Source organism: Mycoplasma tracheobuteonis (assembly GCF_054456995.1).
Genome location: NZ_JBTKTG010000002.1, coordinates 25,505 through 49,256, shown reverse-complemented (window position 1 = coordinate 49,256; position 23,752 = coordinate 25,505). Strand labels below are relative to the sequence as shown.

23 protein-coding genes and 2 tRNA genes are annotated in these 23,752 nt (G+C 29.0%); 13 read left to right on the top strand and 12 right to left on the bottom strand.

Going from position 1 to position 23,752, the window contains the following annotated elements; genetic code table 4:
• Positions 1-40: 40 nt before the first annotated feature.
• Complete coding sequence (locus ACX1M8_RS00965) at positions 41-1,414, bottom strand: dihydrolipoyl dehydrogenase family protein (protein WP_458836607.1); 1,374 nt, start codon at positions 1,412-1,414, stop codon at positions 41-43.
• Positions 1,415-1,873 (bottom strand): Rrf2 family transcriptional regulator, encoded by a 459-nt coding sequence (locus tag ACX1M8_RS00960; protein ID WP_458798097.1) that lies wholly within the window; start codon positions 1,871-1,873, stop codon positions 1,415-1,417.
• Positions 1,874-2,070: 197 nt separating this feature from the next.
• On the opposite strand from ACX1M8_RS00960, the gene rpmG reads away from it, so the two are divergent.
• The 3 genes from rpmG to nusG are packed head-to-tail and all read left to right on the top strand — an operon-like array spanning position 2,071 to position 3,128.
• Positions 2,071-2,220, top strand: coding sequence for a 50S ribosomal protein L33 (rpmG, locus tag ACX1M8_RS00955; RefSeq protein ID WP_458616265.1), 150 nt, complete (start codon positions 2,071-2,073; stop codon positions 2,218-2,220).
• Complete coding sequence (secE, locus tag ACX1M8_RS00950; protein ID WP_458616264.1) at positions 2,220-2,504, top strand: preprotein translocase subunit SecE; 285 nt, start codon at positions 2,220-2,222, stop codon at positions 2,502-2,504. The genes rpmG and secE overlap by 1 nt, the downstream gene beginning before the upstream one ends.
• Before the next feature lie 15 nt (positions 2,505-2,519).
• A complete protein-coding gene (nusG, locus tag ACX1M8_RS00945; RefSeq protein ID WP_458616263.1) occupies positions 2,520-3,128 on the top strand; it encodes a transcription termination/antitermination protein NusG in 609 nt (202 codons plus the stop codon).
• Positions 3,129-3,192: 64 nt separating this feature from the next.
• Here the strand turns inward: nusG and ACX1M8_RS00940 are convergent, their stop codons facing one another.
• Both ACX1M8_RS00940 and tpiA read right to left on the bottom strand, forming a co-directional pair.
• A complete protein-coding gene (locus ACX1M8_RS00940) occupies positions 3,193-4,212 on the bottom strand; it encodes a hypothetical protein (protein ID WP_458836606.1) in 1,020 nt (339 codons plus the stop codon).
• Complete coding sequence (gene tpiA, locus ACX1M8_RS00935) at positions 4,199-4,948, bottom strand: triose-phosphate isomerase (protein ID WP_458616261.1); 750 nt, start codon at positions 4,946-4,948, stop codon at positions 4,199-4,201. The genes ACX1M8_RS00940 and tpiA overlap by 14 nt, the downstream gene beginning before the upstream one ends.
• A 172-nt stretch (positions 4,949-5,120) precedes the next feature.
• On the opposite strand from tpiA, the gene recU reads away from it, so the two are divergent.
• A complete protein-coding gene (recU, locus tag ACX1M8_RS00930; protein ID WP_458798095.1) occupies positions 5,121-5,603 on the top strand; it encodes a Holliday junction resolvase RecU in 483 nt (160 codons plus the stop codon).
• Here the strand turns inward: recU and ACX1M8_RS00925 are convergent.
• The 3 genes from ACX1M8_RS00925 to ACX1M8_RS00915 all read right to left on the bottom strand — a co-directional run bounded on the left by ACX1M8_RS00925 (position 5,600) and on the right by ACX1M8_RS00915 (position 7,440).
• Positions 5,600-5,896, bottom strand: a complete 297-nt coding sequence (locus ACX1M8_RS00925) for an HU family DNA-binding protein (RefSeq protein ID WP_458616259.1) — start codon at positions 5,894-5,896, stop codon at positions 5,600-5,602. The genes recU and ACX1M8_RS00925 overlap by 4 nt on opposite strands.
• Positions 5,897-6,085: 189 nt before the next feature.
• Positions 6,086-6,176, bottom strand: a tRNA-Ser gene (locus ACX1M8_RS00920).
• Between the two features lie 124 nt (positions 6,177-6,300).
• Positions 6,301-7,440, bottom strand: coding sequence for a YitT family protein (locus ACX1M8_RS00915; RefSeq protein ID WP_458807262.1), 1,140 nt, complete (start codon positions 7,438-7,440; stop codon positions 6,301-6,303).
• A gap of 490 nt (positions 7,441-7,930) precedes the next feature.
• Here ACX1M8_RS00915 and ACX1M8_RS00910 point away from each other — a divergent pair, with 490 nt between their 5' ends.
• The 4 genes from ACX1M8_RS00910 (at position 7,931) to rsmA (ending at position 12,571) form a co-directional block, all read left to right on the top strand.
• A complete protein-coding gene (locus ACX1M8_RS00910; protein ID WP_458836605.1) occupies positions 7,931-9,562 on the top strand; it encodes a hypothetical protein in 1,632 nt (543 codons plus the stop codon).
• 70 nt (positions 9,563-9,632) lie between these two features.
• Entirely contained in the window at positions 9,633-10,991 is a 1,359-nt protein-coding gene (gene mnmE / locus ACX1M8_RS00905) for a tRNA uridine-5-carboxymethylaminomethyl(34) synthesis GTPase MnmE (RefSeq protein ID WP_458807236.1), read from the top strand.
• Position 10,992: 1 nt separating this feature from the next.
• Entirely contained in the window at positions 10,993-11,802 is an 810-nt protein-coding gene (locus ACX1M8_RS00900; RefSeq protein ID WP_458807237.1) for a TatD family hydrolase, read from the top strand.
• On the top strand, positions 11,792-12,571 hold the full coding sequence (rsmA, locus tag ACX1M8_RS00895; RefSeq protein WP_458836604.1) for a 16S rRNA (adenine(1518)-N(6)/adenine(1519)-N(6))-dimethyltransferase RsmA: 780 nt from the start codon (positions 11,792-11,794) through the stop codon (positions 12,569-12,571). Before ACX1M8_RS00900 ends, rsmA begins: the two co-directional genes overlap by 11 nt.
• A gap of 19 nt (positions 12,572-12,590) precedes the next feature.
• On the opposite strand, the gene recO is transcribed toward rsmA, so the two are convergent.
• Entirely contained in the window at positions 12,591-13,268 is a 678-nt protein-coding gene (gene recO, locus ACX1M8_RS00890) for a DNA repair protein RecO (RefSeq protein ID WP_458836603.1), read from the bottom strand.
• A gap of 137 nt (positions 13,269-13,405) precedes the next feature.
• Here recO and ACX1M8_RS00885 point away from each other — a divergent pair, with 137 nt between their 5' ends.
• From ACX1M8_RS00885 to ACX1M8_RS00865, 5 genes are read left to right on the top strand one after another with little or no spacing between them, the layout of a single operon-like run.
• Positions 13,406-13,729: a hypothetical protein gene (locus ACX1M8_RS00885; RefSeq protein WP_458616252.1), complete on the top strand. Its 324-nt coding sequence runs from the start codon at positions 13,406-13,408 to the stop codon at positions 13,727-13,729.
• Positions 13,719-15,359, top strand: coding sequence for a fatty acid kinase ATP-binding subunit FakA (gene fakA, locus ACX1M8_RS00880; protein WP_458798087.1), 1,641 nt, complete (start codon positions 13,719-13,721; stop codon positions 15,357-15,359). Before ACX1M8_RS00885 ends, fakA begins: the two co-directional genes overlap by 11 nt.
• A complete protein-coding gene (gene plsX, locus ACX1M8_RS00875) occupies positions 15,359-16,360 on the top strand; it encodes a phosphate acyltransferase PlsX (RefSeq protein WP_458836602.1) in 1,002 nt (333 codons plus the stop codon). The genes fakA and plsX overlap by 1 nt, the downstream gene beginning before the upstream one ends.
• On the top strand, positions 16,353-17,048 hold the full coding sequence (gene rnc, locus ACX1M8_RS00870) for a ribonuclease III (protein ID WP_458616249.1): 696 nt from the start codon (positions 16,353-16,355) through the stop codon (positions 17,046-17,048). Before plsX ends, rnc begins: the two co-directional genes overlap by 8 nt.
• A gap of 10 nt (positions 17,049-17,058) precedes the next feature.
• Positions 17,059-19,992, top strand: a complete 2,934-nt coding sequence (locus tag ACX1M8_RS00865) for an SMC hinge domain-related protein (protein WP_458807242.1) — start codon at positions 17,059-17,061, stop codon at positions 19,990-19,992.
• A gap of 159 nt (positions 19,993-20,151) precedes the next feature.
• On the opposite strand, the gene ACX1M8_RS00860 is transcribed toward ACX1M8_RS00865, so the two are convergent.
• The 4 genes from ACX1M8_RS00860 to ACX1M8_RS00845 all read right to left on the bottom strand — a co-directional run bounded on the left by ACX1M8_RS00860 (position 20,152) and on the right by ACX1M8_RS00845 (position 23,654).
• On the bottom strand, positions 20,152-21,801 hold the full coding sequence (locus ACX1M8_RS00860) for an IS1634 family transposase (RefSeq protein WP_458836601.1): 1,650 nt from the start codon (positions 21,799-21,801) through the stop codon (positions 20,152-20,154).
• Between the two features lie 178 nt (positions 21,802-21,979).
• Positions 21,980-22,441 (bottom strand): hypothetical protein, encoded by a 462-nt coding sequence (locus tag ACX1M8_RS00855; RefSeq protein ID WP_458834913.1) that lies wholly within the window; start codon positions 22,439-22,441, stop codon positions 21,980-21,982.
• 137 nt (positions 22,442-22,578) lie between these two features.
• A complete protein-coding gene (locus ACX1M8_RS00850; protein ID WP_458616246.1) occupies positions 22,579-23,502 on the bottom strand; it encodes an SPFH domain-containing protein in 924 nt (307 codons plus the stop codon).
• A gap of 78 nt (positions 23,503-23,580) precedes the next feature.
• Positions 23,581-23,654 (bottom strand) — tRNA-Trp (locus ACX1M8_RS00845).
• Between the last annotated feature and the right edge of the window lie 98 nt (positions 23,655-23,752).

The window sequence follows — 23,752 nt, the reverse complement described above, 5'->3', positions numbered from 1 at the left end:
ACAAATAAAAAATGCTCATATGAGCATTTTTTTCTATTTCCTAATTAAATATATTTAAGTTTTCTACAAATGTAGGGTGTGTATAAATAAATGATTGTAGATCAGCAAATTTAATTTTGTTAACGATTGCTAATGAAATGAAGTTAATCATTTCGTCTGCTTGATAATTGAATAATGTAGCACCAATAATGTATCCATCTTCATCCACTAAGATCTTGTTAAATCCAGCTGTTTCGTTTATTGTTTTAGCTTTAGGGAAACTTGAAGTACTTAGAGTTTTAACTGTGTATTTAATGCCTAAAGCATCAGCTTCTTTGCAGTTATATCCAACACGAGCATACGCTGGATCAATAAACATAGTTCATGGAATTACTTGGCGATTCTTTAATGTACGTGTATTTTCTTTATCAAGTAATTGTGGCAGCACAATACGTGAGTCATCTAAAGAAATATATGTGAAAAATGGTCCACCTTTACAATCACCTACAGCCCAAATGTTATCAGCTGTAGTTTTTAAGTTTTCATCAACTTTAATTGCTCCACCTTCTGTGTCGATTCCGGCTTTATGTAAGTCGAGATTTTTTATGTTAGCTTCACGACCAACTGCGATTAGTACAGCATCAAACATATCTTCGATTACTTCACCATTAATTGTCGCAATAACTTTTGTTCCACGGCTATAGTCTTTAATAGATGAAATTTCTACATTATCTTCAAAAACAATTCCTTGATTACGAAGAGCTTCTTTTACATTAAAGGCATCTTGTGGATCCTCTGATGGTAAGAAGTTATTTCCATTATTATAAACCGTAACTCTTGTTCCGAAATTTGCATACATACTTGCAAATTCTAAACCAATAAATCCAGAGCCAACTACTAATAAACGTTTAGGTAATTGGTATAAATCAAGTAATAGATCTGAGTAGTATACATTTTTAGATTTAATATCAACAAAATCAAGTTTTTTAGGTTTTGAACCAGTATTAATAACGATTTTTTTACCAGAAACTTTAATTAGTTTGTTAGTTGTTTCGACTAAAACTGTGTTGTGATCTAAGAAACTTGCGATTCCAAAATATATATCAACATTTTGACTAGCGATAATATTATCGTAGCTATCGTTATGCATTTTCTTAACGAATGCTCTCTTATATCTTTGAGCAGCTCTATAATATGATTCTTTTTCTTTTCAAGTCATATTAAGATTGTGTCTTTCGGCTTGCTCTCTTACTTTAGCACTATGAATTAGGCATTTTGTTGGTAAACAAGCAACATTAATACATGCTCCACCAGCCATATTAGGGTCTTTTTCAATAAGCGCTACTCTTTGCTTATTTTGTGATAATTTAGCAGCTAATATTTTTCCTGCTTTTCCTCAACCAATTATCACTACATCATATTCTAAATCTATCATCTAAGCCTCCTTAGATAGAATTTGTTCTTTAATTTCTTCCAGTGTTATGTTTTGTAATTTTTTGTAGATTAGATCATTTAATGAGAAAATTAAATCCTGTTCTACTGCCTCGATATTACGTGAGATCACACAACATGAGTTTACTTGTCCACTTGTTCAAGTTTTGTTGATTAAACCTAAATCTAAGATATCAAGCAAGTCGCTGCATTTAATATCCTTTAGTGGCTTATTCAAGGTGTAGCCCCCTTTTCTTCCTCGAATTTTTGTTATCCATTCAGCCTCGTCTAAGGCCTTTAATACAATTCTTATTTTGACTGAATTTACCCCAAGATTTTCAGCTATTTCAGCACTACTCATTAATTCACCTTTGTGGCCTAATATAATAAATATGTGAAGTAGGCTGATAAAATCTGTAAATCCGTATTTTGTTACAGTCTTCTTATTTGTTACATCTACCATAACAATTAAATTTTAATACAAAAAAATATATATTCAAGTGCTTTTTTTAGACTTATATCCCTATTTTACCGAGCTAAAATTTTTAATATTTTTTTAATTTATAATTATTTTTTTCTAAATCGTTAAAACTCTTAAATATGAGTAAAGATTAGCATATAAAAACAAGCATTTTTCATAACTTATGATAAAATAAACATATGAAAAATAATAAAGTATCGCTAGCTTGCGAATTGTGCCGTAAAAAGAATTATGTCACAGTCAAAAGTGCAGGTAATCCAGAGAGAATTGAAATTAAAAAATTCTGTCCACGTTGCAAAGTTCACTCACTACACAAAGAGGAAGTATAATGAGTCTAGAAAACGAAGCACAAGTAGTATCTAATGAAAATGAAGATACTAGTGTAGAAGTTGAAGAAAAGAAGCCATCTTTAAAAGAAAGATGAAAGAATCGTAAAAAAAGATATTTCTTCCGTAAGGTTGTTAAGGATATCAAACGTGTTAGATGACCTTCACCTAAGGAAAATTGAAAAAATCTAGCTAAAATAATAATCTTTGCAGCAATATTTGCTTTATTTGTTTATGGTGTAACTTATGGGTTTACAGCATTATGAACTGCAATACATGCAGCCTAGTTAAAAGGAGATAAGATGAATACAAATTTTAAATGATACATGATTTCCACAATTCGTGGGAAAGAAGAACAAGTCCTTGAAGCTTTAAAAAACAGAATCGTGGCTGAAAATGTTGCAGATTCATTTAATCAAGAAGCAACAGAATTTGGTGCTTTCAAGATGTACTCAAAACCAACATTAACACCTAAGGAAATGGAAAAGAAACGTATTGGTGAACCTTACAAAATTAAATACATCAATATTTATCCAGGTTATATCTTTGCTAATATGGATATGACAGATGAAGCTTGATATGTTATACGTAACACTCAATACGTTACAGGGATTATCGGGTCATCAGGTAAAGGAGCTAAACCTACACCAGTTTCTGCAAGTGAAATTAGAAAAATGGCTAAAGCCGAAGCTGAATACTTAAAATTATTTAACGAAGGTAAAAACTTACTTGGACTAAAATTGGGAGACCTTGTTGAAGTTATTGATGGTCCTTATAAAGGTGAAATAGGACCTATCGCCTTACTTGATATCGATAAAGATATCGCTGTTGTAGAACTTGAATCATTTGGTAAAAAAGTTGTTGTTGAATTCCCTCTTGAATTATTAAAACCTAGTGAAACATACCTATAATAATAAAAATGATGTGCATATGCACATTTTTTTGTACAAAAAAACACCATAATAGCTATGATGTTTATAATTCATTACGTTCCTTTTTAAAAACCTTGATTTTATCATTAGTAGCTTCAATTTTAAATTCAGCTCACATAATTGCTTCTTCAATTGAAGCAATATTATCCGGTAGCTCTTTGATGAATTTTAGAAGTCAGTTACATTCAACTATTTTCTTAGTAGCATATTCTTCTAAATCAGCGATAACTTGTTTATCATTTGTGCCGACTACAGATTTCTTATTATATTTTTCAGCATACTTTTCAAAATTTTTAAGTAAGCGTTTTTGTTGTGATAAATTATTAGCAGAACGATTAATATTAGCATCTATAGAAGTAAGTTTTTTAGAGCGTTTTAAAATAATGTCTTGATTTCGATAACAATAATCAAGCTTTATTACATCATCCTTATTATAATTCATTATATCGGTATCAATTAGTGCGATATCATCAAGGGTTAAGTTAATCTTATATTTTTTCTTATTAAGCTTGCTAAAAGCTATAAAACGCATATAGCCTAGGTAAGAAGCAGCATATCCAGGATCGTTAAAAATATTTTGCTCAACTTCGGGTTGTTTAGCAGCAAAAATCTTTTTAGTCTCTTGAAAATAGTTATCCTTATGCATATGAGGGACAACTATTTTTAGTGATAGCATTTGCTTTCCGTTATGTTTAGAAGCATTAAAACATTCAATTCCGAAAAGATTATTTAAAATTAAATTTTCCATTTGTGGATTTCATCCATAAAATTCAACTTTATCATGTAAATTTTCTTCAGTAATTTTTTCTTTAGCTAAAATTGAAATATCATTAAGTAAATTAACTTTTAATTTTTTTCTATATGTTCTTAATTCAAAATTTTTAAAAGACATTAAAGAAGTTTTAGTAATAAAACCATTTTTAACATCATTATTACGGTAAACACCTATAGTGTAGCAATAAGGTAAGAAACGAATATTTAAATTAATTGGTAAACGTTTTAAAAAATTATTGGTTATAGCTTCAAAATCAATAAATACTTTTAGTTTATTAGAATTTTCCATTTAAGGCTACTTCCTTTAGAATTGCAAAAAATTGTTCTACATTTAGAGAGGCTTTACCGATTAAAAATCCATCGATATCATCTTTATTAATTAATTTAGTTACATTTGCTTCAGTAACGCTTCCCCCATATAAAATTCGACAATTAGAATCCACTAATGAACGAATGTATTCAGATATATCTTGAGCTTGGCAAGAAGAAGCACATTTCCCTGTGCCAGTTGCTCAAACGGGTTCGTAGGCGATTACAAACTTATCATGTGGTAGATCAGCTGTAGATTCAAGAACTTGTTTTTTAATAGCTTGTTTAGTTAAATTAGCTTCAAATTCTTCTAAGTTTTCGCCAACACAAATAATAGGTGTAATTCCATTACTAATTAATTGTTTTGCTTTAGCATTAATTAATTGATTGCTTTCATTATGAAATGCTCTACGTTCATTATGACCAATGATTGCATAAGAAACATTAAGATCCTTAAGCATTTTAGCACTAACATCTCCGGTGTATGAACCTTGCTCATAGGAAGAAACGTCTTGAGCAACTAAAATAAAGTTATCAAGTTTAAGATCTTTGAATGCAGCTAAACAAGTGTGTGGAGCAGCAATACCGAACTTAATTTTATTATTTAATGTTAAAACGTTTTCTTGATAATATGACTTAATTTTATCGATATACATTTCAGCTTCAGTATATGTTAAGTTCATTTTTCAGTTACCAATAATTAATATTTTATTCATATTTACCTTCTTACTATATTGTATTAAATTTACCTTTAAAACCTAAATTTTATTACACATATTTAAAGAATATTTAAAGTTTTTTCTTCTATATAATAATGCTAAAAGTTAACAAAAGTATGGTTTTGTCAACTTTTGGTTCTTTTTTAATAATTTTTAATTTATATTATGTATGAGCAATAAAAATAGAGGAATGTTTTTAGAAACAATTATTAATCAAACATTAACATATTATTGAAAGGAGCAAATAGCTTTTATCGAAAAGAAAGCAACACCTATAGAAATAAAACAACTTGCACAAAGGTCTAGAACTAAATATTCAGGTGTAATTTCTCTTAGAAAGTCAACTGTTGATTATGTAGGTATGTACCAAGGGAAATTTATTTGTTTTGAAGCCAAAAGCACGAATGAGCCAAGACTAGATGCAAGTAATTTTCAAGAGCATCAACTTAACTACTTGCATTTAATATCACAAAATGGTGGTATAGCTTTTGTTATAGTTTATTTTTCACTTTTTAATGAATTTTATTTAGTTGAAAGTGAATATTTGATTTCTGAATTTCAATATGCTAAATCAATACCTATAAATGAAATAAAGAAAAACTCAAGAAAATTGGATCTTGAGTTCCCTGGATATCTAAATATCTTATATTAAGCTTTGAAGTCTACTAAATCACGTAAGTATTTTGAAGGTGTATACTTAACAACACGTCTTTGTGGTACTTCAATAAAGTCTGGTTCATCTGCTGATTTTTTGAATTTGTTTGACATTGTTCTAGCTGGTTTGATTGAAGTTGAGAAGATACCTAAGTGTGATAATCTTACTTTTTCTTCCATAATTAATTGTTCTTTAAGAACGAATACCATAGCATCAAACATTTTTTCAACATCTTTAGGTGTAAATTCTGAACGTTCTGATACTTCATTGATGAATTCTTTTTTAGTCATGTTTTTATTCCTCTCTTGAGTTATTTTTTGTTGTTTATAACTATATTATAGAACAAAAAAGATTTTTTATACATATAAAAATATTGAAATGTGGAAAATATTGATTTTTTTTCATATTTGTATGATTTTTTACTTACAAACCTAGCCAATTTATAAAAAAAACTAGTTGCCTAGTCTATTTTTTATAAATGGCGGGACAGAGAGGATTTGAACCTCCGCGGGAGTTGCCTCCCCTATAGTCTTAGCAGGACCACCTCTTCAGCCTCTTGAGTACTGCCCCATATGCTTTTATATTATATAAGAAATTTAGTAAATAATAAACACTTTTTAGAGAAAATTTCCTAATTTTAAGGGCAATACCAACAAAATTTTTGCAATAAAACCTCCTGATAGGAGGCAATATATTATTTCTCAATAAACATATATCCATCACCTTTTTTTAGATCAAGAATGGAGATAAATAGGTCTTTATTTATTTTTTTAGCAACTAAGAATAAGTCAGCTGCGTCTAAATATTGAGTATTAGTAGTAATCATATATTTTTTAGTTCTGGTATACCCACCTATAACTTCAACGATCGAAAATGTATATGTACGGTTTGAGAGTTTATTTATTTGTTCAATTAATTCAAATGGACGATCACAGAATATTTGAGTTTGAACTAATTTATTTTTTGGATACGTAATGTTAACAATAAACGCATTTATAAGAAGCATAAAGAATCCTGAAACATAATTTAAGTTAAAAAAGATATCTAATGCTCAAGGATTGTTTCCTGTGAGGTTAGCTCCTTTTAGAGACATTGATGCAGGTACATATGAACCCATTATGTTAGCAAGAGTTAAAGAAATGAAATTAAGGAATAAAAATACTGTTCCGACATCTTTTAATTTTGCTTTAGCAATATACATACCATAGATATCAAATCCACCTGTTGAAGATCCAATTATAATGCAAGCAACGGCAGCAATTCCTTGTAACATACCTCAACATAATGAATATAAGAAGATAGCCATATGTTTAATTGAATCAGCATCATAGTTTCAAAGAACAACTTGCACTTCATTTCTTACAAAAATATCTGGGGAATTTGCTTTAAGATTTGTAAATAAATAAACATCGTTAATTCCAGGTATAAACCCAAATACAACCCCCGCTAATGTAAAGATGAATAAATAGTATCCTGTATAAATGGTAAAACTATGCGAAATCTTTTTTCAAGATAAAACTAGCAACGGAATATTTAGGATAAAGTAAATTAATCAGAAACAAAGGTTAAATACAATATATCCTAGATGTGAATCAGGGTTCTTTGATTGTATGTAGTAAAGGAAGAAACTACCGATCCCTTGACCAAATGCCTCTAGCCCCAAGGCGTAAAGCCCTGTATTTTGGAGCAGAAGTACCCCAAATAAGCCCATTATAGTTCCGATAATTGTCATTACTAAAATTTTTTGTCAAGGTTTCTTGATTTTATATAAAAAGCCGAAAGCAAGTAATGAACTTTTAATTTTTTGACGTGTATATTCTTTTTTCTGTCCCATAAAACCACCTTAATTTATATGAAAATTAAGCATAAAAATGAGACAAATAAATGATTAAAATACAGCATTTTTTATCATTTCTTGCTTAATATTTTAAATTATATCACTGTGATATTAATCCATTTTAAGCTTTTTGAAAAATCTAAAACCCCATCGATATTAGAAAAAAGTGGAAAATATGAAAATTTTCCACAAATTGGCTTATTTTGAGATATTTATATTGTAAAAAAATATAATTATGTATATAGAAAGCATAAGTTTAAAACATCATTTAGATAGTAGATATAAAGAGGGTATTCACTTAAATTAGTAGTGCGCATAATAAAGCTAAATAATTGAAGTTGATTAAGTTATTTACCTTTGGACTAAATGGCGTTAATATTAAAATGATGCTCAAAAATCAATGGATTTTTGAAATTCTTAAGAAATGCTTATGTTAGATATGCTACAAATAATATGAAAATAACATATATAAGAGAGGTTGAATAGTATGAAAACAAAAAGAAAAATACTTATTATAAGCACATTAACATTCAGTACTAGTATTTTATCTTGTGTTTCATCACCTTCTTGTGAAACTAAAAATATCGCAAAAAATTCTAATATCAAATATAAGGAATTAGAAGAACGTCTTATATTAAATGGATCTGAATTATTTGATAATGATAAGCTAGCACAAAAATACAATGAAATAAAAAAGTCGAATGTAGAAATCATAAAGGAAATTAATAGAAAATTATCAGCAACATTTAAAATGCTCTATCTAAAAGAAATGTATATTTCTATAAATTCAACTATTTTCATTGATTGAAATAAATTAGATGAAATATTAAATTATTACGAAAAATTTAAATATCAAGCCTGATATAAGGAAATATTAATTTATATTATTAGAGGATTGCGTAGTAATAACCTTTCAGATACAAAATTAGATTGAAAGCAAATTGATTTGCGAAATAAAAGTGATCAAGAAAAATTAGAATATTTTATATTAGATAACTTTTTTTATCTAGAAAGTCAGAGTCAAAAATTTGTGTTTAAAGTTCTTTTTAATAATTACATAAACTACGTTTTAGAACTTATAAAATCGATCGACACAAATGAAGTAAGAGACAGTTACATATATAAACAAAGCTTTAGTGATGTACTGAAATCAATTATTTTGCCTAGTGCATATCTTATAAATCCAGAATTAATTGATGATTCTTCTTACTTTTCTAGATTAAAAAACACTAATATGTGAGATCTTTTAAAAAATAAAACTAAATATTCTAATTCGATAATTGATTTATTTGACTTTGATGACAATAATTATCCACGAATAGAAGAAGTAATTGAACTACCAAAAATTCAGGATAACTGTGAAGCTAAAAAAACAAAAGAAATAAAAAACGATAATAAGTCAGAACAACTTAATCATATTATATGAGATTGGAATTGAGCTTTTTTCGATAGCACGCCTAAAGCAACAATCGAAGAGTGAAAATTAGCTAAAGAAGAGTTGAATAAAAAATATAATGAAGATTTAATTGGTCCAATAGGTTTGAAAGAATTTAATAATAATAATTTAATTAGCATTGAATTAGGCTTAAATAGTGATCAATTGGCTAATTTTTCATATTCTTATTTCAGTAATGATGATAAAAATGAAACAGAAGTGATTATAAATAGAGATAAATTAGTGATAATTGATTTTGCTCAATATAAAGAAAAATATGAAAATTTGATAAAAATTGCTATATGTTATTTATTTAATATAAATGCCTTAAATAATTTAGAAAAAGAATACAACGAGCAAGATAATCATGAAACATCGTTAACTTGGGAACTGATGAAAAAAAATAAATATAGTGCTCTTTTGTGAAATGAATTAAGCGAACTAATTCCTAAAAAGGTTAAAAAAGAAATTTTAATACCTATAACACTAAATGAAAATTTATATACCAACAAAAAAATTAATAATCGTTCTCTAAGAGTTAAGGTATTTGATTGATTGTGTTGAACAACACTACCATTAAAATATATTGAAGAAAACACCACACCTAAATTAAGAATTAAAAAACTCTTATATTCAGATGAATCAAAAGCACTGGATGCCAAAAAGCAAGATCAAGCAAATTAACCACATATCATCACACTAGTTGATGTGGTTTTTTGTTTAACTTATATGATTAATTTAATAAAATATAGCTATGTATGATAATATAGCAGCAATTAGCTCAGGTTCACATGTTAATCAACCTATTTCTATAGTTAGACTAGCTGGCCCTGATGTAAAACAAATTATTTCAAAAATATATAAAGGAAGAATGGGAAGTGACCATAATATAACTTATGGTCATATTTATGATGGAGACACTTTAGTAGATGAAGTCCTTGTAATGTGATTTCTTGGAAAAACACAACAAGATGGATCAACGATTTATAATAATTATGTAGGAGAACCATTAATCGAAATTAACTGCCACGGCGGAATTATAGTAACAAATAAAGTTTTAGAATTGTTACTTCAAAATGGGGCTAGATTAGCAGAACGTGGAGAATTTACACGTAGAGCATTTCTAAATGGAAAAATGGACTTAGTTAAAGCTGAAGCCATTCATGACCTAATTATGGCTCAAACAGCCTCACAAGCAAGTGCTTCTGTTAATAAATTCAAAGGTAAGACTTCAACAATGATTGATGATTTCCTTACTGAGATAGCTTTATTGATCGGAACTTGTGAAGTTAATATTGATTATCCAGAGTATGAAGATATCGAAAATATTGATAACTCAGTAATGCAAGATAAACTTCAAACATTAATTAGCAAGCTTAGTCAAATTGTTAAAATTTCAGAAGACTCACGTTACGTTTTTGAAGGTGTTAAAGTAGCTTTTTTAGGTAAACCTAACGTTGGAAAAAGTAGTATTTTAAACAGTCTTCTTTCTGAAGACAAAGCAATTGTTACAGATATTGCAGGAACTACACGTGATTTAGTTGAAGCAACTTATAAAATAAATGATATGTTATTTAAGCTAGTTGATACAGCTGGTTTAAGAAAAACTGATGAAAAAATAGAGCAAATTGGAATTAAAAAATCGCTTGAACAAATTGAAAAATCAGACCTTGTCGTACACGTAATCGACACTGTGCAAGGTGTAGATGAATTTGATGCTCAGGTTGAAGCACGTGCAAAAGAACTTGAAAAGTTTTATATCAAGGTTTTAAATAAAATTGATTTAGATAGTGAAAATAATGATCCAAATGTAGTTAAAATTTCAGCGCTTAATAATAATATATCAGCCCTAGAACAAGCTTTAGTTGCTAATTTTGCAAACATAGATATTTTTGATGAAAGAATTTTTTCAAATACAAGACAACTATCATTGATTAAGCAAGCTTTAGAATGCTTAAAAAATGCTTCTAACTCACTTAAGATGTATTATACATTTGATGTAGTTATTGTGGATCTTTATGCTGCTTGAGATGCACTTCAAAATATAAAAGGAAATGTAAACAGAGAAGATTTATTAGATGTAATGTTTTCTAATTTCTGTTTAGGTAAATAATATGGGAAAAAAACGCAATAAATTTGTAGATGCGCATAGTCACATTAGTTTAACTTATTATAAGTCACCCGATATCATTGATATGATTGTTGAACAAGCGCATCACAATAGAATAGATTTTTTAATTGTAAATGGTGGTCATCCAGAAGAAAATAAAGAAGTATTAGAACTTGCTAAAAAGTATGATGTTATAAAGCCTGTTATAGGTATACATCCTGAATCAGGAGTTGATGGAAACGACTATAAGCAAGTAGAAGAACTTTTAACACCTGAAGTTGTTGGAATTGGTGAAGTGGGGCTTGATTACTTTTACGAAGATGCTCCTACTAGACAAAATCAAATTGATTCATTAACGAATCAAATTATTTTAGCTAATAAACATAATTTACCTGTAGTTATTCATATTCGGGACAAAGAAGGATGTGATCAAGCTTATCAAGATGCATTTGATATTTTAAGCAAATATCCAAGCACTAGATGTATGTTACATACATATAGTGGAAGTTTACAGTGAGCTAAAAAATTTGAGCAATTTCCTAATTTATACTTTTCATTCAGTGGTTCTATAACGTATGGAACCAATAATCAAGCAAGAGAAGTTATTTCATATCTACCTCTAGAACGTATGTTGACTGAAACTGATGCGCCTTATTTAAGAGTTCATCCTTATACTGGCGAACTAAATGAGCCTAATACAGTGCTTTTTGTAGCATACTACATGGCTGGGATAAAGCAAGTGGGGATGGAAAAATTTGTTGATAGAATTAATCGCAATTTAAGAAATTTATTTGGACTTAAAGATGAAAAATAATCAACCACGTTTCGCCAAGAAAGAATTTGGTCAAAATTTCTTGCAAGATAATAATATTATCAACAAAATTGTCAATGTTTTTCCTATCACAGATCAAGATGTTTTAGAAATCGGACCAGGTCGTGGTGCTTTAACAAAAGCACTACTACCTAGTGCTAAAAGTGTTACTTCATATGAAATAGATCAAGATATGGTTGATGTTCTAACAAGTGAAATTAAAGATGCAAAATTTCATCTTATCCATCAAGACTTCCTTGAGGCAGATTTATCTAGCATAAATGATGTTTATTTAATAGCTAACATACCATATTACATTACAACTGATATTTTATTTAAAGTATTTGAACATAAAGAAAAATTTAAGGGTGTACTTTTAATGGTACAAAAAGAAGTTGCACAAAGAATTTGTGCCAAAATTAATACAAGTGATTATTCAAAGCTTTCCGTGTCAGCTCAATTTTTAGCAGAGTGTAAAATTGAATTTATAGTACCGAGAGGGTGTTTTATTCCTGCACCAAAGGTAGATTCAGCAATTATTTCGCTTGTATTCAGACCTGAAGTAACCTCTCAAGATTGAAATGAAATTAAAGATTTCTTTAAATTATGTTTTGCAAATAGAAGAAAAAAACTTTCATATGCTTTAAGTAGTAAATATCCTAAAGATAAAATTTTAAAAGCTTACGAAAGTATGGGTTATAATGATAATATTCGCATTCAACAATTACAAATTGAGGAAATTGTTAGACTATTTAAATTGTTAAATAATTAGAAGCGCAAGCTTCTTTTTATTAATTTGAAATATAAATTCCTTGTTGATAAAGAAAGTGCAAATAAGTGCTTAAAATGTATTTATTAATTGAATCTGTGGTTTGAAAAATATAAGAATTAAGACTATGAAATGAAGATCAGATACATTGAAGTAATTTTATATCCATATCTGGCTCCTCGTTATCATGTTTAAAACATATAAATCCACCATATGCGATATTAAATGATATAAAGTTTCTAGTGCTTCCACATATTCTGCATTTATTAAAATAATTACAAAAACCTTGATGCACGAGTAGTTGAGCAATAAAGTATACTAATATCCTATTATTGTCATATTTGCCTATGTCATAGAAGTATCTATCGTATTCTAAGAAAATATGATTTTGCGATTTAATATAAGAAAAAATTTTAGCTAACTTAGTAAAAAACATTGCATTAGTTATATTACTAATATCAAAAAGTTTAATAATAGTAGCTTTTTTAAGTTTGCCCACTTTAGTATCGAATCTAGCTTTAAAGTATTCAATTTCTACAACTGAACCAATAATTAAGTTGCTTCGGTTTTTTGATTGTGGTTTATGCAAACCTTGAGCATAAAGTGTAAAATAACCCCTAGAACTAAAGAATGAAACTAGGAATTTATTATCTTCATATTCTTGAATTTGCGTAACCACTGCTTTCTCGATACTAACCATATTTTAATTATATTCTTTTGTGATAAATCTCTCTAATTTTTAAGACTTTTAGTGCGATTTTAAAGCTAAATATATACTATAGTATATATTGAAAAATAAGGTAAAATATAAGAACTAATTAAAAATGGAGAAAATATATGGAAATTTCAGAAATCAGACAAATATGTATTGAATCATTATCTGCAGTTCCTGGGATAGTTAAATTACATAAACCAACTTTAGATTTAGATAAATCATGCGAAGATGCTGATGAATGCACAACTCTTTTACCAGAGATGATTAACATCACAACTTCTTCAACTGGATTAAGTTTGCAACTAGCATTTTCAATCCTTGATGGTGTATCAGCTAAATTTATTGTTACACAATTATTTAAGCAGATTGATTTTGCTTTAAAGAAGAAGAAATTGAAGTTATTAAATTTAACCGTAATAATTAAAGGAGTAAATAATGCAGGATAATATGATTTTAAATGGTGAAGTTTTATCTAAAGCGTTAATTTCTGGAGCTAATGCTTTAGTAAATGCTAAAAACAAGATTGATGCATTAAATGTCTTCCCTGTCCCTGATGGTGATACTGGAACAAATATGGCTTCTACAATTGCAACAACAGTTGCTAATTTAGAAGCAAACGCTAATGAATCTGTTTCAAAAATTTTAAGTAATATGGCTCACGATATGATTTATGAAGCCAGAGGTAATTCAGGAGTTATTCTTTCACAAATTTTTAAAGGGTTTGCATTAGGTACAGCTGATAAAGATGTTTTAAATACTGCTGATTTAATTCAAGCCTTTGAAGGAGCTACAGCTAGAGCTTACAAATCAGTCTTTAAACCTGTTGAAGGAACAATTCTTACAGTTATAAGAGAAACTACAGAATATCTAAAAGCTGAATTTAGTGGAAAAGAAGTATCTTATGTTACTTTCTTTGAAAAGGCACTTGAATTTGCTCGTAAAAGTTGTGATGAAACTCCAAATAAACTTAAGACACTTAGAGAAGTAGGAGTTACAGATAGTGGTGGTGAAGGACTTTATACAATTCTTTGAGGAATTAATGAAGCCTTACACGATCGTTTTGTAGCTATTTCTGAAGAAGATAATAACATCAATAACTTTATAAGTGAAACTGAAGTTTATGAAGGTGAATTTGGATACTGTACAGAAGTTCTTATCGATTTAGATAATCCTGAAAAGTTTGATAAAGAAAGTTTTACAAAACGTCTTGAAAAAATTGCTAATTCTTTAGTTGTTGTTAATGATGATAACTTGGTTAAGGTTCATGGACATGCTATTAAACCAGGAAAATTATTAAACCTAGCTCAAGAATATGGCGAATTTATCAAGATTAAATCTGAAAACATGACTTTACAAGCTAACTACTCAAAAGCTAATGCTGAAAAAATGAAACAAGAAGCTCAAAATAATGAAACAAGAAAAACATGTGGTGTTGTTTCATGTAACTTAGGTAGTGGAATCGTAAAGCGTATGAAAGAACTTGGCTGTGACTTTATTGTAGAAAGTGGTCAAACACAAAACCCTTCTGCCCAAGATCTAATTAATGCAATTAATAACGTTAATGCTGAAACAGTTTTTGTGCTTACAAATAACTCAAACATTATTTTAGTAGCTCAACAAGTAGCACAAGTTATAGATAACAAGAATGTTGTAGTTATTCCTACTAAATCACAAATGCAAGGAATTACAGCAATGCTGAACTTCAATCACGATTTTACAGCTGAAGAAAACATTGAAATGATTGAAGAATCTATTGCTACAGTAGTTACTGGAGAAGTTACTAAAGCAATTAGAAATACTACATTAAATGGTGTAAAAATTAAGAATGGTTCATATTTAGCAATTGTTGATGGAAAAATCATTTCAGCACACACAAGTGTTATGGCTGCTGTTAAAGCAATACTTAAAACAACAGTAAAACCTTCAAGTGAACTTGTATCTATTTACTATGGAGATGAAAGTAACTTAGGAGAAGCTGAAGAAGTATCAAACTACATCAATGCAACATATGACTGTGAAGTTGATATTGTTGAAGGAAACCAACCAACATATCAATTCTTAATAGGGATTGAATAATGGAATATAAATATACAATTGCGTTTGATGCTAACGGAAACGATAAAGGTGTTTTAGAATGTTTTTTAGGAGCACAAAGATTTGCAAGTGAAAATCCAGATGTGCTAGTTAAACTTGTTGGTGATATCGAAAAAGTAAAAGAATTAAATGATTCAAGCAATTTAGAATTAATTCATAATCCAAATAAACCTTCTGATCCTAGAAATATTAGAAAGTCTATGATGGAAGATACATCAATGAATCAAGCTTTAGGTTTAGTATTAAATAAAGAAGCTGATGCTATTTTATCAAGTGGTGATAGTGGAACTTATATTTCTTCACTTACACTAAAGGCTAAAAGGCTTCCAGGTGTCTCACGTCCAGCATTCATGCCGATAGCTACAGCAAGCAATAATCGTAAATTTGTTATTTTAGATGTTGGAGCTAATTTAGAAACAAAAACTGAGTACTTAGTTGAATGAGCTCAATTAGCTACAGCATATTGTAAATCAATGTTTGTTCTTGCTCGTCCTCAAGTTGCTTTAATTAATATCGGAACTGAAGATTATAAAGGTAATGCTACTACTCAAGAAGCACACGAAAAGCTAAAACAAGCAAGTGAATTTGAATATTTAGGATTTATGGAACCAAAATCTTTATTTAAAGGTAATAGTGATATTGTACTTACTGATGGATATGCAGGTAATATCATGATTAAAAGTTATGAAGGCGCGATTTCAACTTTTAAATATATGTTGAAGGAAGAAATAAAAACAAGTTTTTGAAGAAAAATAGGTGCTCTATTACTTAAGCCAGCTTTTAAAGGTGTTGCTTCTAAATTAGATTATAGATCAGTGGCAAGTGCTTGAGTTATTGGAGTAAATGCTTTAGCACTTAAAGCACATGGAAGTAGTGATGCACTTGCTTACTACAATGCGTTAAATAATATGAAGCAAGCTTTAGATGCTAATTTATTAGAAAAGTTAAAAGATTCAGTTAAGGTGGAAGAAAATAATGATTAAAAAAATAAAATCTTTACAAGAATTTTTTGATGAACACGATATAGTTCCAAACTCAATGGAACCTTTTATCTTAGCAACAACTCACCCAAGTTTTAATCGCCAAGAAAATAATAATTATGAAAGATTAGAATTTCTAGGTGATGCTATTTTACAGTTTTTAACTTCTAGTTTTATGTATAAGGCTTATCCAAATTTACCACAAGGTAATCTAACTAGATTAAGATCTCAATCTGTTGGTACGGGATACTTATCATATGTCTCTAGAGAAATGGGACTTATAGATATATTAAGAACAGGGCCTGGTAAAATGCGTGAAGCAGTTATTGCTAGTCCTAAGGTACAAGCAGACTCATTTGAATCAATGGTAGGAGCAATCTACATTGATCAAGGAATGAAAAAAGCTGCTGAATTTGTTTATCGTTATTTAAAAGAAAGAATGATAAAACTACATGATGAGGATAATAAAGACCCTAAAGGAGTTTTACAAGAATACTTCCAAAGTATGTCTAAAGAAAATATTGTATATAATACCATCCAACTTTCTCAAGATAACAATCACATAACTTTCCAAGCTCAAGCAATCCATGATAATCAAATCTATGGTGTTGGAGTTGGAAATAGCAAAAAAGAAGCTGAAACAAATGCAGCTAAAGATGCATTGAAAAAGTTAAAGGATTATATTATATAAGGAGTCTAAAATGAAATTAATTAAAATAGAAGCACATGGTTTTAAATCATTTGCTGAGCCAATTGTATTACGTTTTGATGGTGGTGTAGCTGGTATTATTGGACCTAATGGTTCTGGTAAAAGTAACATCAACGATGCTATTAAATGAGTTCTAGGTGAACAAAGTTCTAAAGAAATGCGTGGTGATTCAATGCAAGATTTAATTTTTGCTGGATCTAAAACAGCAAAACCTATGGATTTTGCCCGTGTTACTCTAACATTTGATAACAAAGATTCTGATAATTCAATTGATGATGACACAGTTGTTATTACTCGTGAATTATTCCGTGGAAAAGGAATTAATAATTACTACTTAAATGGAAAACCTTGTCGTTTTAAAGACATTAAGTCAATTGCGATGGAAACAGGAATCGGAAAGAGTTCTCTTGCAATTATTTCTCAAGGTACAGTTTCAGATATTGCTGAATCTTCAGATGAAGAACGTAGAGCTATCTTTGAAGAAGCAGCAGGTGTTTCAAAATTTAAATTCAAGAAAACTGAATCATTAAGATTATTACAAAGCGCTGATGCTTCAATTAGCAAGATTGAACCTACTATTACTGAATTAGAAAAACAACTAGTTCCATTAAGAAAACAAGCAGAAAAAGCTCTTATATATAGAGATAAAAGTCGTGAACTAAAAAAAGTTGAAGTTGCTTACTTAGCTCACGAAATTAGAGCTAATGAAAAAACTTATGAAGCTTTATCTAAAGAACTTACAGGAGTTGAAGAAACTAAAGACTCATACTTAGTTCAAATTAATAAATACCAACGTCAAATTGGTGAAAAAAGAATTGAAAAAAATGAGTTAACTAAAGAAATCGCTTCTTTAAATGGTAAACAATCAGCTATTAAATCACGTTTAGAAAACTTAGAAGTTGTAATCACAAAGCAAAATGCTCGTATGGAACTTATTGCTAGTGGTGAAATGCAAGCTGGAAATGAAGAAACAGCTCGTGCATATGCTACTAAAGTTATTGAATTAGAACAAAACATCCAATACCATAAAGAAACTTCAAAAAACTTAAACAATAAGGTGCAAGATGAAGAAAATAAAGTTAGAGATCTTTCATCTAAAGTAAACTCACTTCAAATCGACCTTAAAAATGCTCAAACAAAATATACAGAAGTAAATACAAACCTTCAAATTCTTAATGAAACAAAGAATAAGAAAACTAACTTATTTAAAGGAACTAGAACAATTGTTGATAATGCTTCAAACTTTAGAGGTTATAAAGGTCTAGTTAGAGACTTAATTAAAGTACAACCTGACTACACTCTAGCAATAGAAGCAATTTTAGCAAATGCTTCACAACACATTGTTGTAGATATTCCTAATACAGCTGTAAAAGCAGTTGAATTCCTTAAGAAAAATAATGGTGGTAGAGCTACTTTCATTCCTTTAACATCAATTAAAGAAAAATTTGTGCGTGATGACTATTTATTAGTTGCTTCAAATCACGTTGGATTTATCGGAGTTGCTTCTGATTTAGTTGAATACGATCCACAATACGATGTTCTTGCTAAATTCTTACTTGGAAATGTAGTTGTGGTACAAGATATTGAAACAGCTAACCAAATTTCAAATATCTTAGAACGTAAATACATGGTTGTAACTTTAGAAGGAGACATTATCCGTGTAGGGGGAGTTATTGTTGGGGGAACAGCTCAAGAAAGCGATAACATCATTGGTCTAGATGAAAAAATCGCACAATTACAACAATTATTACCTTCACTTACAAATATTATTCAAAACAACGAAGCTTTAATCGAAAAACACAACACTGAAATTTCGCGTGTTAACACAGCTTTAAATGAATACAAATTTGAATTACGTCAAGAATACTTAACAATTAGCCAACTTGAAAAAGAACTCGATGAGTTTAAATCTAAAGCAGATTTATCAAACATCAATCGTGATGAGGTATCTCCATCAGTACTTACAAGTGAAAGAAATGAATTATTAAAAGATTACACAATCGTTAAAAACGATTTAACAATCAAGACACAATTCTTAGAAACGCTTGATGCTGAATTAGTTCACTTAAGTGATGTATTAAACCAAACACAAACAACATTAAATGAGTTAAACAATACATTTACTAATAAAATAGCTTTATACAAAAATTCAGAAATCAATTTAAGAAACTACCGTGAAAGATTAGCGAGCCAATATTCATACACAATTGAATATGCTGAAGCTAACTACAAACTAGAAATTCCTGTAGAAAAAGCTAGAGAATTAGTATCTGAATTACGTTCTCAAATTTCTGAATTAGGTGCAGTTAACTTAGAAGCTATCGAACAACTTGAATCAGTAGAAGAACGTTACGATAGATATGTAGCTGATAGAGATGAATTAATTTCAACAAGAAATATCCTAATGGAAGCTATAGCTGAACTTGATAAGATCATCGTAACAAGATTAACAAATGTAGTTAACGATGTTAATAAAGAATTTAATACTGTGTTTAAATCAATGTTTGGTGGTGGTTCAGCTGAAGTTAGATTTATTGATCCTAACAATGTACTTGAATCAGGAATTTCAATCTTCGCTCAACCTCCTGGAAAAAGTGTTAAAAACCTTAGATTATTCTCAGGTGGTGAAAAAGCACTTATTGCTATTTCATTACTATTTGCTATCTTAAGAGCACGTCCATTACCATTATGTATCCTTGACGAAGTTGAGGCTGCATTAGACGAAGCTAATGTTATTAGATATGCAGAATACTTACAAGAACTTAAGAGTCAAACTCAATTCATTGTTATAACACACAGAACAGGAACAATGTCAAGAGTTGATTCATTATTTGCTGCAACAATGCAAACACGTGGAGTTACAAACTTCTTTAGTGTACAACTTAAAGATGCTGCAAAATATATCGATCAAGAAGAAAGCAAATAACTTATATTTTTATCCCTATATCATAGGGATATTTTTATTATTTTGTTAGAGAAAAGATATAAAAAAATGCCCCAAAAGGCAAATTTCCCGAGTTTCGGAGTTTTAAAACATTAAAAAACGAATAGCCCTGTTTTTTAGAGATATTCGTGTTTTTATATTCTAAATTACTTGTACAAATTTCTTAAATATAGTTTCTATAGTTTCATAATCTGTAAGATATTCAGAATTTTGTGTATTTTTGATGTAAATTTCTTCTTTTACATCACCATCTACAACTTTGACTACTTTTTCTGCTGATTTAATAGCATTTATTACTCTATCATTAGAAAACTTATCGATCACACCTGTTTGTAGTAATGTTGAATTTACCTTATGAATAAGGAATTTTATTATTACTAGTGATATAAAGCATAGCACTAAGTGTGCATTTATATGATTATCAGTTCAAACATACATAGGTCTAACTTGAAGAGATGATTTCATTGTTCTAAAGTTCTCTTCAATTTGTCATTGTTTTGCATAAGTGCTGACAATATCCTCGGTTTTTAGATCGTGTCTTGATGTTTCATAGATGTAAAATCCATCTAATTTGCTATCTTGATTTAATTTTTCATTATCTAATTCGTAAAATGAATTTCCTATCTTCTTGAAAAATCTATATTTCTTACCACTTGTAAGTTTTGAGGCTTCAACAAGCCCATTTTTATTTTTAATTTTATTGAAATTGTCTATCAAAATTTGTCTGTCAGCTTTATCTTTTAAAGCTCTTTTCTTGCTATAAGTAACTATTCTACGTCTAACAATACCATTAGGACGTTTTTTATTATATAGAGAAACCACTTCCTGTTCTTTAAATTTGAAATCTTCGTTTCCTTGATAATTAGTTTCGTCTAAGACATATTCTTTAAAAGCTTTTGTCCCAGCTTTTAATCTATAAGAAATAATATAATCAATTCCTTTTTGCTCTAAAAATCTTAGATTTCTAGATGTAGATATACCTTTATCTGCGATAATTGTTACATTTTTAATTTCATAAGTTCTGAGCATTTCTAAAACAAATGGAATAAATGTGTTTGCATCAGCTGTGTTACCTTTGAAAGTCTTAAAATGAATTGGAATACCATTTTCATCAGTCGCCATTCCAACAACAACTTGATCTTCTTTGAATTTTCCATCTTTAGAGTATCCACTATGTCTAAGACCTGAACGTGAAAAACTTTCAAAATACATTGTTGTTGAATCATAGAAAACTAATTCGACTTTTCTTGATGTATTTTTCATAACTTTTTCATTGATTTGATTAAGGATAGGCTTTTTGTTTTCGTTAATTAAATCCAATAAGGCATAATAACTATCTTTACTTGTGTTTGGAGCATCTTCATATTTATACTTATTTTTATGCATAGAAATATAACTTTTTGCATCTATTATTCTGCTTGCAATTGTGTATTTCAATAATTTTTCTAAGTCTTTATGTCTTGTTTTAGGCAATGCATTAAAGATTTCGAATTTATCGATAACATCATATAAAATGTTAATTCCATAGTTTACATTGTAAACTTCTGTTTTAGAAGAATTTAAGGCAAACATTATTGTTTGTTTAATTTTTTCTTTGGAATCATCAACACTTAATGTGTCGCAAACACTCTTGATTACATTAATCGGATCAGAACTTAATTCTTCTAATTTTTCTAGTCTACCAATTCCTACTTGATTTCCATATCCTTTTCCGTATCCATTTGAGGTTGCTACAGAAATATAAGTGTGGTCTTTTCTCTTGTGTTTAATTACTATAAATTTATTAGCCATGCCCTTATTATATCATTTTATACAAGTAATACAAGTAAAAAAATAAAAATTTTTCAAGTAATTAAAAAGACCCATATATCTATGATATATGAATCTAAATTTTTAACAAAATTTGAATATTTTTTAGTCCGAAACTCCGAAACTCAGGAAAAAAATGCCCCAAAAGGCAAATTTAGAATTATTGCAAGTTAGCAAGAAATATGTTATTTAATTTATTTACAAGTGACTGCTTAGTAAATGTGCTTCCATGTGAACCAGGAATCATGTATTTAGGAATATCATCGCCCATTTGATTTATATCTAAAGTTATGATATTTTTTATAAATTCCATGAATTCAGTTAATTCATATGGAATGTCATTCTCGTTAGAGAATTTTTTAACCACAGCTTGTTGCATAGCTGGAAAGTTTTCTTTTAGAGTAGTCATAATAGTTTTAATAGGTGTATTCATACTTGCAATACTTTTTATTGTAGTAATCACACTTGTTTTTGTTTCTTCAGTTTGTTTATTAGTTGTTGGACTATCGATTTTTTCTTGATTATTGTTGTTATCTGGTTTTTCTTTTGAACATTGTACAGCAACAAATGGTGCACATATAGTACTTGCTAATAGAGGTAAAAGTATTTTATTTATTTTCATATTTATTCCTTCTGTTTTTTAATTAAAGTTTTTACTTGTTTTTTGTATAAATTATTAATTTCTAATAATCCATTTTTGTTTATATTTAAATTATACATTTTGTACAAAAAAGCACCAGATAAACTGATGCTTAGAAACTATTTTTCTGATTTAAATATTTCAGCACCTGCTGCTACTACACTAGCAACATCAGCTAAGTTAGGTGGTAAAATGATTTTTGTAGCTTTGCCATTGGCGATTTCGCTTCATTCTTGAATTGATTTTAGTCTTAAGAATGCTTCATTTATCCCAGCTGAATTAATTAATTCAATAGCTTCTTTTTCCCCTTGGGCTTCAAGAATACGTTTTTGTTTTTCGGCTTCAGCAGCTAAAATTGCTTGTTGTTTTTCAGCTTCAGCATTAAGAATTGTGCTTTCTTTTTCACCTTGTGCTTTAAGGATAAGGCTTTGTCTAATACCTTCTGCTTCTAAGATGTTAGCACGTTTGTCTCTTTCTGCTTGCATTTGTCTAATCATAGCTTCTTGAACTTCGCGTGGTGGAATAATGTTTTGAATTTCAATACGATTTACTTTAATTCCTCAAGGATCACTTGCATCATCTAAAATTTTAGTTAGTTTAGCATTAATAATTTCTCTTGAAGTAAGTGATTCATCAAGTTCGATTTCACCAATTAGGTTACGTAATGTTGTAGCTGTTAGGTTTTCGATAGCTAATCAAGGTCTTTCTGCTCCATAAGCAAATAATTCAGCATCAACTATTTTAAGGTAAATTACTGTATCAACCTTAATAGTAGCATTATCCTTAGTGATTACACTTTGAGCAGGGAAATCCATAACTTTTTCTTTAAAGTTTTCAACTAAAGCTTTGCGATCTAAGAAAGGAATAATAAAATGTAATCCTTTTCTTAGTGTTTTATGATATTTTCCAAGTCTTTGAATAATAACAAAGTTTGTTTCTTGCACTATTACAATTGATTTGACTATAGCTGCAATTAATATAATTAAAAATATTAATCCAAATATAGAACCAAATACAATTCCTACAATTTGTCCAGCATCCATATGTGCCTCCTTTATTTAATACAATTTAATTCTATCAAATTTAACAAAAAAGTTAGCTGTGCGCTAACTTCGTTGATATGGCGGAGGTTAAAGGAATCGAACCCTTATCATTAGTTTTGGAGACTACTATACTACCATTGTACTAAACCTCCATAAAAAGGAATTAGCTGTTGCCAACTAATTCCTAGTATAAAATGATTTATGAATGAAATCTCTTTACTCTTAAATGATATCAAAAATAAATGATTTT